Source organism: Pseudoalteromonas sp. T1lg88, assembly GCF_002964765.1.
In the GTDB taxonomy this organism is placed as follows: domain Bacteria; phylum Pseudomonadota; class Gammaproteobacteria; order Enterobacterales; family Alteromonadaceae; genus Pseudoalteromonas.
This window is the reverse complement of record NZ_PQCF01000006.1, coordinates 191,389-203,917: the sequence shown is the minus strand read 5'-3', so window position 1 is coordinate 203,917 and position 12,529 is coordinate 191,389. Positions and strand designations below refer to the sequence as shown.

At 46.8% G+C, this 12,529-nt stretch carries 10 protein-coding genes, 1 pseudogene and 1 riboswitch; of the genes and pseudogenes, 6 read left to right on the top strand and 5 right to left on the bottom strand.

What is annotated here, in order from left to right:
• The first annotated feature begins 102 nt into the window (after window positions 1–102).
• Together C2M34_RS02625 and C2M34_RS02620 are read left to right on the top strand one after the other, a co-directional pair.
• Window positions 103–633, top strand: a complete 531-nt coding sequence (locus C2M34_RS02625) for a hypothetical protein (protein ID WP_105199488.1) — start codon at window positions 103–105, stop codon at window positions 631–633.
• 439 nt (window positions 634–1,072) lie between these two features.
• Window positions 1,073–1,579, top strand: coding sequence for a hypothetical protein (locus tag C2M34_RS02620; RefSeq protein ID WP_105257996.1), 507 nt, complete (start codon window positions 1,073–1,075; stop codon window positions 1,577–1,579).
• On the opposite strand, the gene C2M34_RS02615 is transcribed toward C2M34_RS02620, so the two are convergent.
• Together C2M34_RS02615 and coaD are read right to left on the bottom strand one after the other, a co-directional pair.
• Window positions 1,544–2,941, bottom strand: coding sequence for a capsule assembly Wzi family protein (locus C2M34_RS02615; RefSeq protein ID WP_105257995.1), 1,398 nt, complete (start codon window positions 2,939–2,941; stop codon window positions 1,544–1,546). The two genes, C2M34_RS02620 and C2M34_RS02615, sit on opposite strands and share 36 nt — an antisense overlap.
• The gene (gene coaD / locus C2M34_RS02610) at window positions 2,938–3,420 is read right to left on the bottom strand and encodes a pantetheine-phosphate adenylyltransferase (RefSeq protein WP_105199491.1); all 483 of its coding nucleotides are present in this window, start codon (window positions 3,418–3,420) and stop codon (window positions 2,938–2,940) included. The genes C2M34_RS02615 and coaD overlap by 4 nt, the downstream gene beginning before the upstream one ends.
• A gap of 150 nt (window positions 3,421–3,570) precedes the next feature.
• On the opposite strand from coaD, the gene C2M34_RS02605 reads away from it, so the two are divergent.
• A complete protein-coding gene (locus C2M34_RS02605; RefSeq protein WP_105257994.1) occupies window positions 3,571–4,212 on the top strand; it encodes a TetR/AcrR family transcriptional regulator in 642 nt (213 codons plus the stop codon).
• 149 nt (window positions 4,213–4,361) lie between these two features.
• Window positions 4,362–5,819 carry a tRNA uracil 4-sulfurtransferase ThiI gene (gene thiI, locus C2M34_RS02600; protein WP_105199493.1) on the top strand — a complete coding sequence of 486 codons (1,458 nt, stop codon included), beginning with the start codon at window positions 4,362–4,364 and terminating at the stop codon, window positions 5,817–5,819.
• On the opposite strand, the gene C2M34_RS02595 is transcribed toward thiI, so the two are convergent.
• Both C2M34_RS02595 and C2M34_RS02590 read right to left on the bottom strand, forming a co-directional pair.
• Complete coding sequence (locus tag C2M34_RS02595; RefSeq protein WP_105257993.1) at window positions 5,800–6,720, bottom strand: ketopantoate reductase family protein; 921 nt, start codon at window positions 6,718–6,720, stop codon at window positions 5,800–5,802. The genes thiI and C2M34_RS02595 overlap by 20 nt on opposite strands.
• A complete protein-coding gene (locus C2M34_RS02590; RefSeq protein ID WP_105213355.1) occupies window positions 6,699–7,052 on the bottom strand; it encodes a VanZ family protein in 354 nt (117 codons plus the stop codon). Before C2M34_RS02590 ends, C2M34_RS02595 begins: the two co-directional genes overlap by 22 nt.
• Before the next feature lie 130 nt (window positions 7,053–7,182).
• Here C2M34_RS02590 and C2M34_RS02585 point away from each other — a divergent pair.
• A pseudogene (locus C2M34_RS02585) lies at window positions 7,183–7,664 on the top strand (YajQ family cyclic di-GMP-binding protein).
• A gap of 81 nt (window positions 7,665–7,745) precedes the next feature.
• A riboswitch (cobalamin riboswitch) is annotated at window positions 7,746–7,901 on the top strand.
• 41 nt (window positions 7,902–7,942) lie between these two features.
• On the top strand, window positions 7,943–9,787 hold the full coding sequence (locus tag C2M34_RS02580) for a TonB-dependent receptor domain-containing protein (protein ID WP_105257992.1): 1,845 nt from the start codon (window positions 7,943–7,945) through the stop codon (window positions 9,785–9,787).
• Window positions 9,788–10,140: 353 nt separating this feature from the next.
• Here C2M34_RS02580 and C2M34_RS02575 read toward each other — a convergent pair whose 3' ends face one another.
• Window positions 10,141–12,105 carry an ATP-binding protein gene (locus C2M34_RS02575; RefSeq protein WP_105257991.1) on the bottom strand — a complete coding sequence of 655 codons (1,965 nt, stop codon included), beginning with the start codon at window positions 12,103–12,105 and terminating at the stop codon, window positions 10,141–10,143.
• Between the last annotated feature and the right edge of the window lie 424 nt (window positions 12,106–12,529).

The window sequence follows — 12,529 nt, the reverse complement described above, 5'->3', positions numbered from 1 at the left end:
CTCAACTAGTGCGCTAACCCTAAGCGAAGCTAATATCCAGCGCTGTGGTGCTGATGTGGTTCTCGGTCCACCGAAGAAAGAGAACTAAGAGTGAGATGACGGATGTTCTTTGAAAAAAGCTTAGTTATTTTTATGGGAGGCTTCGTGGTTTGGGGCTTTCTGATGGCTATGTTTTTCAATTTAATGCTAATAGCTTTTAAGGCTAAGGAAGATTTTAAACTTCTTTTTGTTAGCATCGTCATGTTTTCGTCTTATTTTACGAGTGATCACTTTAATAGCGTTTTTAGCGGTTCAGAAGTGTACAAAACCTGGCTTATTTACGATCTAGTCACTTTGCTTGTTATCTTGCCTGTGTTTTTCTTTAAAAAAGCCAAGCCTTCTCCTGGAGTTATCTATGCCGTAGCGGGCTTGATATTTAACTCAATCCTACTCCTACTGATGCATTTGGATATTGTGGTGTTAGACAATCGAGAAAAATGGTGGTTGTGGGGATTTTACTCTATAGGCATAAACTTATCAGACTTGTTAATGATAGTTGCGCTAATCGTTGATCGAGATATTCTTGGTTTTATTACGCTTAAAGACTATGTGAAAAGACAAGTTTCAAGCCAAAAAATCGTCACTTCTAAATAAATACCCTCGGACCTTTGAGATGCAATAGAGTGCACCATTGCTCTAATTCATTATCAGCGAGAATCAATCACAATGACTCTTACGTTAAAAGATATTCTCGCAATGAAGACATAACAAAAAATGTAATGCCATGATTTATAGGGATAATCCATAATCAATACGGTTGACACTGCTCCTGCCCCCAACAACTTATAAATTGATATTTAATAGCCTTGCTACCACTTATGCTTGAGGTATTCGCAATAATCGATGCGGTGTTTCTAGTTGTTCTGTTAATAAGGTGTTATATTTCTCAACCCTTTGATTTGTGCATCCAACTCGAATGCAGCGACTAGAGTCTTAGACTTCTTAAGTTGTGTGATATCAGATCTTATCGTTTGGGCTGGGGCTAAAAGCCTATGTAGGGCGAGATAATAATTAAAATAAAGGCCTGGATTAGATGTTTTTTGCCAGTGGAGAATTAGCTCAGCTACTAAGTACCTTCGTAAACTGGGGGTTTATGATGGCGCTGCTGTTTAACCTTGTCAGTTACTCCGAGGTTAGTTATCGCGCGCGCTCGCCCTTATGGCTCTGCCTGACCATTAACCTTTCTTATTTAATCACTTCTGTTATTGATGTGAGTTACGTATATCCCTTCTGGGCTAGTGCCGATTTGTTGACCTTGGTCGCTTTGTTTATGGTGCAAAGAAAGCGGGAGAAAATTCCTGCCTTATATTATTGTGCTGTGGGCTTGGTGCTCAATGCAATTTTGCATATAGCAATGTATTTAGATCTGGGCGTAGCGGGTAACTACGAACCCTGGTGGCTGTGGACTCTGTATTCGTTAGGCATCAATTTGAATGATGCCTTGATGATAATAGTGCTGGTGGTTAACCGGGACTTTCTCGGCCTGTGCCGCGCTGGCCGTTTGTTAAAAACGGTATTCCAGCGCCAGGCTCAAGGCTGAGTGGGTATCTGAGTCAAGGTCGTTCGACTCTCGCCATAGGTGGCCGGTGATATTGACCAAAGCGCCTAATACGCCTTGCTGATAGCCGATCTCAAGGCGAGAAATATCCGTATCCAGATACTCCTTTTCGATGCGACCAAGCTTTAAATGCGCACCATAGCCGCCAATACGATGATAAGTGGCGCCCAGCGTCAGCGCTTCGGCGTCCGCTCCTATGGCCGGTCCAAGGTTCTGCTCTCTATGCTGGTAGCCTTGGGCTATGTCCAGATTGCCATAGTTACAGTTGTACTCGGGTAATTGCGACACACACTCGCTGCCGGTATCCGTGTATTCGATATAACCGCTGAGCAGTGCCTGCTCCGTGCCATAATGGGTTTGCGCTCCTAAGGTCAGGGCGCCGTCTTCGGCTATCAGAGCCGATTCGATATGACCGGCATACTCGCCATAGATGGACAGAGGCAGTGTGCCAAGCAAGGTGGAGTATTTAATATCCAGGCTACTGAGCTTTTGCTCATCGGCGAGCTCATCAATAACTAGGTCGCCAATAGACTCGGGATAGTGTAACCATTCAGTCTTGGTTTGACTTAGGCCAAGCTCAAGACCTTGAATAGGAGTTGCGCTTAAACGCCAGCCCCAAAAGTCGCCGTCTTCGACTTTTTCTTCATTAATTTTACTCACCTGACTTTGCTGCTTGGCGGCTATGGCGGTGAAGTTCCAGGGACCGATAAAGGCCAGCCAGCTTGGGCCATAATAATTGGTATCGTGGCGAGTCAGGCGCACGCCTGTCATGGCCTGGGCATTGTTCGATAGCACCAGGGCATTTTCCTGTCCCGGTCCCCACCAGTGGTTAATTTTTTCGGCGCTTACGGACCAATTGCCCAACAGGGCGGCGACGTAACTGCCATCGTAATTAACATATTCGCCGTCGTTGCTGTCGTCACGATAGGTGACGCTGACCTTGGCGCTGGCGGTTTTACCCGTCAGGCTGCCACTGGTTTCAATGCCGCTTTTAGCCTGATTGCGCGGGCCAAAGCCCTGAATTGTGTGCGGCTCAGAATTGGTAAAGACACGCACCCGGGAAACCGTGCCTTGCTGGGCGTATTTAAGCGCATGTTGTACATGTTGATAAGCAAATTGCGCCTGCGGCGTTAAGTCCTGTATCGACACGCTTTGTAAATCGCCGGCAATGCCTTTCCACATCAGCGGATAAGTATTAACGGGGCGCTTGATCACGCCTTGATTTATCAGCATATCAATGGAGCTGCGTAGCAGCGCCGAGTCGGGTTCAATCCAGGGACTTGCCTGCACCTGGGCAGCACAAAACAGGGCGCTAAGAGCTAGCGCACAGCGAGATAGGGTCATTTTGATAATTTTTCCTTTAATGCCGCCGCCACTTCGGGGGCAACAAATTCTGATACATTGCCGCCATGCAATGCGACTTCCTTGACTAGGGTTGAGGAAATAAAGGTATTTTCCTCTGCTGGGGTAAGAAACACGCTTTCTAAGTCGGGGTTCAATCTGCGATTCATATTGGCGAGCTGAAACTCGTATTCGAAATCAGACACGGCGCGAATACCCCGTACCAACACATTAGCGTTCTGGGTTTTGGCCAAATCCGCTAGCAGGCCGGTAAAACCAATAACCTTAACATTATCTAAATGGGCAACGATTTTTTGTGCCAGGTCGACTCTCTCATCCAGGCTAAAACAGGGTTTTTTGTTCGGGTTGTGGGCGATTGCCACTATCACGCTGTCAAACATTTTTGCTGCGCGTTCAATCAGATCCAAATGGCCATTGGTCAAAGGATCAAAGGTGCCAGGATAGAGTGCGGTTACCTTCATTATCGTTCTCATTCTTTTAAGGTGCTGGGCGCATTTTAACAATCTTTGCCCAGGTTGCCAGCCCCAAATCGGCGACAAATAAGGAGTCATTGTTCAGCCAAGCCAAGATTGTTTATACTGCTAAGGATAAAAAGCTGGGTAGAAGTAAACATGAGTACTAAGGAACGCATTATTCAGGCGAGCATTGAATTGTTTAATCGCCACGGTGAACGCGCCATCACCACCAATCATATCGCCGCCCATTTGGGCATAAGCCCGGGTAATCTTTACTATCACTTTAAAAATAAAGAAGATATTTTAAGGCATATTTTTGTGCTTTATCGTCAGCACCTGGACACTCAGTTCAAGCCGCTGCAAGACGATGTCGAAGTCCTGAGTCAGTTAACCCATTATTTTGATGCCCTGTTCGAGCTGATGTGGAACTTCCATTTCTTCTACGACAATATGACCGACATTCTCGCCCGCGATGCGGAATTAAAGGCCGACTATATTCAATTTCAACAACGCTTGTTTGAGCAGGTAAAGGACATAGTTCTGGTGCTTAACAGCAAGGGTATTATTGCCATTGAAGATGAAGATGCGGCTGAGCTGACCCATATGTTGAAACTGACGGTGAGCTTTTGGACGCCCTATATCAAGGCCAGACGCCAAAGTGGCGAGCTTAATCGCGGCGATATTTATCAGGGCCTGCTCAAGGTTATTACCCTGTTTTCTGCCTTTGCGACCGATGCCGGCCGTGAACAATTAGCGGCATTAAAGCAAACCTATCAGCAGCGTCAGGATAACCTCTAGCGGCGCAAAGCCGCATTTGCGTAACATCTTCGCTATTATTTCCGTAAGCGCGTGGTTTTGCTATAATCGCGCGCTTTGAATCCAGGGTCGCGGAAATGGGCATTTTCCCCGTTAGCCGTTGGCCGATATTGAGCCGCTATGAGTAAGTCATGATCAAGTTTATTGTTAAGTTGCACCCAGAGATTGCGATCAAGAGTAAGTCTGTTCGCAAGCGTTTTACCAAGGTTTTGGAAAACAACATTAAGATCATGATGCGTCGCATTGATGAGCAGGTAAAGGTACGCAACAACTGGGATAACCTCACGGTAGAATCGCTGAGCGCTGATGATGCGGTGCGTGCCGAGATGGCGGACGCCTTGGGTCGTATTCCCGGTATCGTGCTATTCAACGAGGTCACCGAGGTGGAATTTACCACCCTGGATGATATCTATCAGCAAGCCCAGTTGTTACTTGCCGACCAAATCGCCGGTAAAACCTTTTGCGTGCGCTGTAAGCGCCAGGGTCAGCATGACTTTACCTCTACCGATGTGGAGCGATATGTAGGCGGCGGCTTAAACCAGCACGTTGAAGGGGCACGGGTAAAACTGAGTCGCCCGGAAGTAACGGTTAAGATTGAAATCAAGGACCAGCGCGCCTACATAGTAACTCACGCCCACAAGGGCATGGGTGGCTTCCCGTTGCCAACGCAAGAAGACGTGTTGTCGTTGATGTCCGGCGGCTTCGACTCGGGAGTGGCCAGCTACCAAATGATCCGCAAAGGTGCCCGTACTCACTTCCTGTTCTTTAACCTAGGTGGTGCGGCTCACGAAATCGGTGTAAAGCAAGCCAGCCATTATATCTGGTCACGTTTTAGCTCTACCCATAAGGTGAAGTTTATTACCGTGGACTTTGAGCCCGTGGTGGCTGAAATCTTGGAAAATATCGAAGACTCGCAAATGGGTGTGGTGCTTAAACGCATGATGATGCGCGCTGGCAGTCAGGTGGCCGAAAAGCTGGGTGTTCAAGCTCTGGTAACCGGGGAAAGCATAGGTCAGGTTTCAAGCCAAACCCTGGCTAACCTGAGCGTGATTGACCGTGTAACCGATACCCTGATCCTGCGTCCGCTTATTCAGCACGATAAGCAGGAGATCATCGATATCGCCCGTGCCATAGGCACGGCGGAAATGGCCGAAGCCATGCCCGAATACTGTGGTGTTATTTCACGCAAGCCTACGGTTAAAGCCAAGCTTGATGTGATTGAAAAACAAGAGCAAAACTTCGACTTTGAGATACTTGATACGGTTGTCGCCAATGCCACCATTATGGACGTGCGCGATATTGAAACCCAGGCCAAGGAAGAGGTGAAAGAAGCTGAGTCCGTATCTCAGTTACCTGCAGATGCCGTGGTGGTCGATATTCGTTCACCTGAGGAAGAAGATGCCAACCCACTTGAGCTTGATGGCATTGAGGTAGTACACCTGCCGTTTTTCCGTCTAGCCACTAAGTTCGGCGACTTGCCACAGGATAAGGAATATTACCTTTACTGTGCCAAGGGCGTGATGAGCCAGTTGCAGGCGCTGATCCTGCATGAAAATGGCTTTAAAACCGTTAAGGTGTATCGCCCTTAATACGCTGATAATAAAGCTGATTAACCGGCGCAGCCAAGCCTAATTGCTGCGCCGTTTTATATACATAGCCGCACATGGCGTCTATTTCCGTTTCCCTTCCCAACAGCTTGTCTTGCAGCATGGAACAGCGGTTCTCAGCTGTCTGCGCCATCACCTTATAGGCCAAATTAAGCGCCTGAACTAACGAAAAATCCAAGCCCTGAGCCTTGGCTACAGTGATGGCTTCATGCACCAGCGCCATAATATCGCTGGCGTACTCGGGTGCTCGCAGGGCGCCATTGCGTTGCTGCTGCCAGGTGGCCACCGGATTAATGGCTAAATTAACCAACAGTTTCTGCCAGCGGGCGTGGTGGATATTATCACTGCCCACCAGATTCGGTATTTGCTGTTGCCACAGGGGTAACTGGCGCGCTAAAGATTTTTCAGCGGCCTTGTTGGCGGCGCCAAGTGTGCTTAGACCTTGGCTTACATGCACCACCTTATCCGCCGCCGGTTTATAGGCCGCTTGTTGCGTAAGCATAAAATACAGTGACTGATTTGGCCCCAGAAGTTGATTTAGCGCTCTTAAATCACTCATGCCGTTATGGCTGATAACTATTTTTGCATCACTTTTTAATGCCGGCAGCAGTGGGGTAAGCGCCTCAACAACCTGATGCGCCTTGGCAAAAAGCCACAGCTCGCCTATTTGTTGTTGTGGCGCCTGCTCCCCTGAGGGAGAGGGGATGCACTGCACCTGTAAGGGCTCGCTATGTGCTTGATAAGTATATTGATACTGGTGTGGGTGGTGGGTCTTGGTCAATAGCTTGACCGGGCGGTGCTCACTAAAAAGCTTGGCAAAGGCCAGGCCCAGAGCGCCCGGGCCTAGGATATACACTGGCGTTAACTGTTCTTTTTTTGCCATTGTGTTTGCCAAATATAATGCAGAACAAAGTAGCTGGCGGCACCGCAGGCATCGGCGATAAAGTCGGCGACAGAGGCTTGGCGATGGGGCAGTACACCTTGCATCCATTCGATAGCGGCACCGTAGAGACAAAGCAGAATGACTTGGATGATAAAGGGAATTTTAAAGGCTTTATCCATAATAAAGGCGAGGATAAAGAAAATACCAAAATGGGCGACCTTATCAATATGCGGAAACAGGTTTACTGCCGCGCCTTTAACTTCTTTGGTAAACAGCAAAGTAAATACAACAAGGCTAATTAAAAACAAACCCTTATAGACACGGCGCGTCACTATTACTACCTTAAAATCTGGTGAAAACGCAGGCAGTATAACAAACTAAAAACTGAATTCACCGTGTACTAACGCACAAAATTGTAAATCTCAGGGTATAATCACAAAAATTTAAGTTTAGGAGAGCCCCATGCCTTCATTTGATATCGTCTCTGAAATTGATATGAGCGAAGCCAAAAATGCCGTTGAGAATGCCAAGCGTGAATTGGAAACGCGTTTTGATTTTCGTGGTGTTGACGCCAAAATAGAGCTTGATAACGAGCAAATAGAACTGACTGCCGAAGCCGAGCAACAAGTCATGCAGCTGTTTGTATTTTCGCCAGCAAAGCATCTAAGCGTGGTCTTGATGTGAACAGCTTTGAGATTCAAAAAGCCGACCTGCATGGTAAATACGTGACCCGCAAGGTGGTTATGAAGCAGGGTATCTCCAAAGAAGTGGCCAAAAAGCTGGTAAAAGCTATTAAAGACAGCAAGATCAAGGTGCAAGCCGCTATCCAAGGCGAAGAAGTTCGCGTAACGGGTAAAAAGCGCGACGACCTTCAGGCCGCCATGCAAGTCGTGCGCGGAGCCGATCTAGGCCAGCCGTTCCAGTTCAAAAACTTCCGCGACTAAAACAGCCCAATTCTAGGCTTGTAATTATTTCGTCAATGGATGTATAGACGTCCATTGACTTTCCCCTCCTTACTACGCACAATAACACCGCCTTGTTATGGTGCCTTGCAGATCTCGCCCAGTGGGAATGAGCTCAGGGATAATCGGGAAGTAGGTGTGAATCCTACGCTGCCCCCGCAACGGTGATTTTGGCACTCGCCAATCAGTCCGGAGACCGGCCATAACGCTTATCTAACCAAGAATAATCCTGTGCGGTGGGCGCGGGTTAAGGGATCTACATGTATAGCAAAACCCCTGTGGCGTTGTCTTTGGCGGCACTTTTCTCTGCATCTGTGGCGGCTCAGTCACAGACAATCGAACATATCACGGTCACGGCCAACAAGTTTGAACAGCCGCTTGAGCAGGTGCTCGCCAGCGTTAATGTGATCACCCGTGATGATATTGAACGTACCGGTGTGCGCGACTTGCCCGCATTGCTTTCCAGCTATGCCGGGATCGATATTGTCCGCAGCGGCGGTCAAGGACAAACCAGCAGCTTATTTATTCGCGGTGCTGCCAGTCGTCACTCTCTGGTAGTTGTTGACGGTGTCCGCGTTGGCTCCGCAAGCCTAGGCTACAAGGCCTTGGAAACCCTGCCACTGAACAGCATAGAGCGGGTGGAAATCATCCGTGGTGCCCGTGCAGCCTGGTACGGCTCAGATGCTCTGGCCGGGGTGATCAACATCATCACCCGCAATGGCGACAGCAAAACTCTGTCGGTATCGAGCGGCAGCGATAACTATGTGAATGTTCAAGGTGCCTATGCCTTGACTCAAGGTGCTTTTAAGGGCGCCATTAACCTGGGTTATGAACAAACCGATGGCTACAATGTGACCACAGGCCAGGACCCGGATCGCGACGGTTATGAAAACCAAAATATCGGTGCTCGCTTGAGTTATGACTTTGATACCTTAGGTAAGCTGGAGTTTGTTGGTCAATACAGCGATGCGGAAGTAGAGTATGACGGCACCAGCAGTGATTTCAGTAAGTTTGAAAACTACCATCTGCAACTGGGCTGGCAAAAAGCCCACGGCCGTTATGCCCATACCTTAAAAACCGCCTTGGTGAAGGATGACAACTTCAACACCCTGAAAAACCCGTACCCGGGTTATAAGGCCAATCAGTACATTACCGAGCGTGACGAGCTAGGTTATCAGCTAAATATCGCCCTAAATGACGCCCTGACTATCAGCTCGGGTCTGGATTATTACTATGAGGATGTGGGTGATTCCATCAATGCCTACGCCCTTGAGGGTCAACCGCAGTCCGGTTTTGTCAACGAAACACAGAGCAACAAGGGTGTGTATGTGGGGGCCTACTATCTTCATGACGCCTTTAGCACCAATGCCGTGGTACGTAACGACGATCACAGCGAGTTTGGTGGCGAGTCGACCTATAATCTGGCGCTTGGCGTCCCTTTCGCCGATATCGCTACCTTACGCGCCAGCTACGGCACAGGCTTTAAGGCCCCGACCTTTAACGATGCCAGCTCAATTTGGGGTGCTAACCCAGACTTGCAGCCGGAAGAGTCGACCAATGCCGAACTTGGCCTGCGCCTGAATATCGCCGGCGGCCAGTACGATGTGGCTGTGTATAAAAATACCTTCGATAACCTTATCGACTGGGGCTTTAATGGCCCGGAAAACATCAATAAAGCCAGTTTTGAAGGCGTTGAGTTGAGCGCCGAAGTTGAGGACTGGTTTGGCATTAACCATACGCTGAACTTCAGCTATGTGGATGCCCAGGACGACAACACAGGTGAAGACCTGGTATTGCGTGCCAAGCGCACCTTTAACTGGGGTCTGGGTAAGGAATTTGATAAGTGGTATGTGGGCGCCCAGCTGCAGTACCGCTCGGATCGCGTAAGCTATTACCGTACTCATTTGCCAAGCTACACCTTGCTTAATGTGAATGCGCGTTATCAGTTGGTGGACAATATCAGCTTCGATTTTGCCATTGAAAACCTGACCGATAAGGAATACGTCACCAATGTTGCCGCCACGGACTGGACCACGGGTGCCATTACTTCTGAATATATCGGCGCCGAGCGCAAGGTATATGCAGGGGTGAGTTTATCGCTGTAACGGGTGAGTGTCTTCGGAGTCGGGCCGTCGACAGCGGTTCTAACCGATATCTTTTGTCGAGCCGCCGACAGTAGCGGTAACTGATAGATCTTGTCGCGTTGGCGACGGCAACCAAGGGGTGGTTTACGCCAACCACCCCTTGGAACCCCAAGGCGCCCGTGATTCGCAAATGCTTACGAACTCGGTTTTTTGTTAAGCGCTCCGCTTAGTCCTTGATGCGATTTAACAGCACATCCATGTACTGATAAATCTAGCTCGGCATCGTGCCTCGCTATCAACTCCACGCTCCACAACAAAAGCCGATTTCTCCAGCGCGAATCTAAACGGGAAGGGCGATACCTTTTAGCTTGTATCTAGAATAAATCATCACCATAATTTTCTTTGTGATATTGTTGCACTCCATCTACATCATTTAAATAAGTCACTAGCTCTTTTAAAACAACTACATGAAACCGTGTAGTGCCAGAATCTAAAATATGTGTAAGTCCATGAAAGTCTCGCTGATGAAGGTTATCTAGGTCTAGCAACGAAATTGCTTCATAGTTTTTAAGCCATTCCTTACCCATTTCCCAAGCAACAGCCAAGTGAATATCTTTCTCACTCTTATATTCACTTTCAAACTCATGGATTAGTGCGTCAAGATTATATTTGTATTCCAGAATTTTCGGTGGGCTAACGTGTTCCGATTGGAAGTGAAGCTCATCAACTCCAAGAGGGTTGTTCTCTTTGTCGAAGACATGATTATCGAAAGGTTCTTTGACTACATATTTATACACGCCATCGTATTGCTTAACTTGACTAGTAGCCAGCAGGTTTATGCCTCTAATCACCCCGCCAGCAATTAACTGATTGAACAGTACAATTACATCTTGTTCGGACTGAGGCTCTGAAGTTATGGAGATTTCATTTATCGGTGCAAAGAAGTTTTTATTAGTTAAAACTAGTGGGTGTTCTGCTTCATGGCTTTCTTGGGCCTTAACCCACTCGTGTAGCTCTATCTCTTTGGTAATATCAGGTTTTACGCCACTGTCAGACTTTAAAAGCCTTTTCCATTTTTTGAAACGATTAACTATCGCTACAGATACTTTTTCGGCAGCCTCTTTTAGTTCAGGTTGGAAGCCCTTTCTTCCAAGATCAGGGTCAGCATCCTTAAAATGAACAATGATATGGCATTGATTTTGGTAGCCGATATTGGATGTGAGCGGAATTGCGATAAGCTCACCTTGAGTCATATTGTTGTTTGCAAGCTGTAAGCCGCCTTTTAAGACCCGATATCCTTTTCTTAACTTAGCTAAAGTATCATTGAATTGATCCCAAACTGATGTCGAATATGTAAAATAACCATATGCTTCAACATTGTATTCTTTTACTAACTTTTCATAGTCTTCATCGTTTGTCCTTAAAGCAAGTACCTCGTTAGTATCAAAGTGTTCGTAGATTCCATTTGATTTCAGGTATTTTGTAGGTATTGCTGAAGCATCCTTCCCTTGTGAAATTAGGTTGTTCTGAAGCTGGATAATATCCTTAAGGTTTACACTAGCTTTAATTTTGGTATGCGGGTATATGTATCTTGCTTCGTTATCAGTTAAAACTTTTTCATTCCCTTTTCTGTCAACAACTTTTAGCTCAAATAAAATATTTTCGGAATCATCGGTCACATAGTCTATTGAGCCTAGTGGTGTTTTGATCAGCAACAGATATAGCCATTGTTCTGGCGTAGTAGCTGAATACCAAGATAAGTCTTTCGGCCTAGTATGCTCACCTCCAAATTTTATTTTAAAAGTAGACCCTCTAGATATATTTGAAAACGCAGGGTTATTTGATGTAGAAGCATTAACAACAGGCCTTGTAACTATTCCTTTGTAATCTTCAACCCAATCCCTACCATCAATCATTTCACCAACAAACTCATGTCCATTGCCTTTGGTTCCAAACTGAAGGTAATCAAAACCATATCCAATATATGTCGCACCAACCCCCTTGTTTCCTCGGGTACTACCACCATTTTTAAAAGAAATATTGGGAGCCAGAAAAGCTTCAAATTCTTTTTCATTAAAGCCAATCCCATTGTCTGTAATCGAAAATGAGTTTTCAGAAAGGTCAATAGTTAACCAGAGTTTCTTTTGGTAATCATCTCCTTCGGCTAGTGCTCTCCTGTCTACCGCGTCCATGGCATTTTGAATCAGCTCTGAAAACGAGTCATACATTCCGACATATGACTTGAGAATATTTTTAATCTCTCTCTTTTGCGCAGCTGAAACTATCTCCGCATCTGCATCTTTACTCGAAAGCAGAGGATCCCATGTTGTACGTTGCATACTAATCCTTAATTATTCCAAAATTCTTTAATGTGTCTGAATGTTAACTGTTTAATAGCGGGGAATTTTGGCGTTGATCTGCTTACAAGTTTCCCTACTCGATTATTTCTCTATTGATAACAAATCCTTTAACCTTTTGCCAGCAATGGCTTTTATCTCCCACACCTAACAGCTTGAGCAAGACTTAATGTGAAATGCGATGTTTCAGCTTATTCCCCGTGCATTTGCGCTGAGGTTGGTGGGGTTGGTAGTACAACTCGGCAGGGTTTGCCGAGTTAGGCGAATCGAGGCAGGGATAGCCGAGTTTCGCCGGGTGCGTAGGCAACACCGACAAGTGAAGAATAAAGCAAATGCTGGGGTGTCCTAGGAGTTCTTAGAGGAAATGGACAAGCATTTCCTCTAAGTCGAAGTCGGCGACCCGACA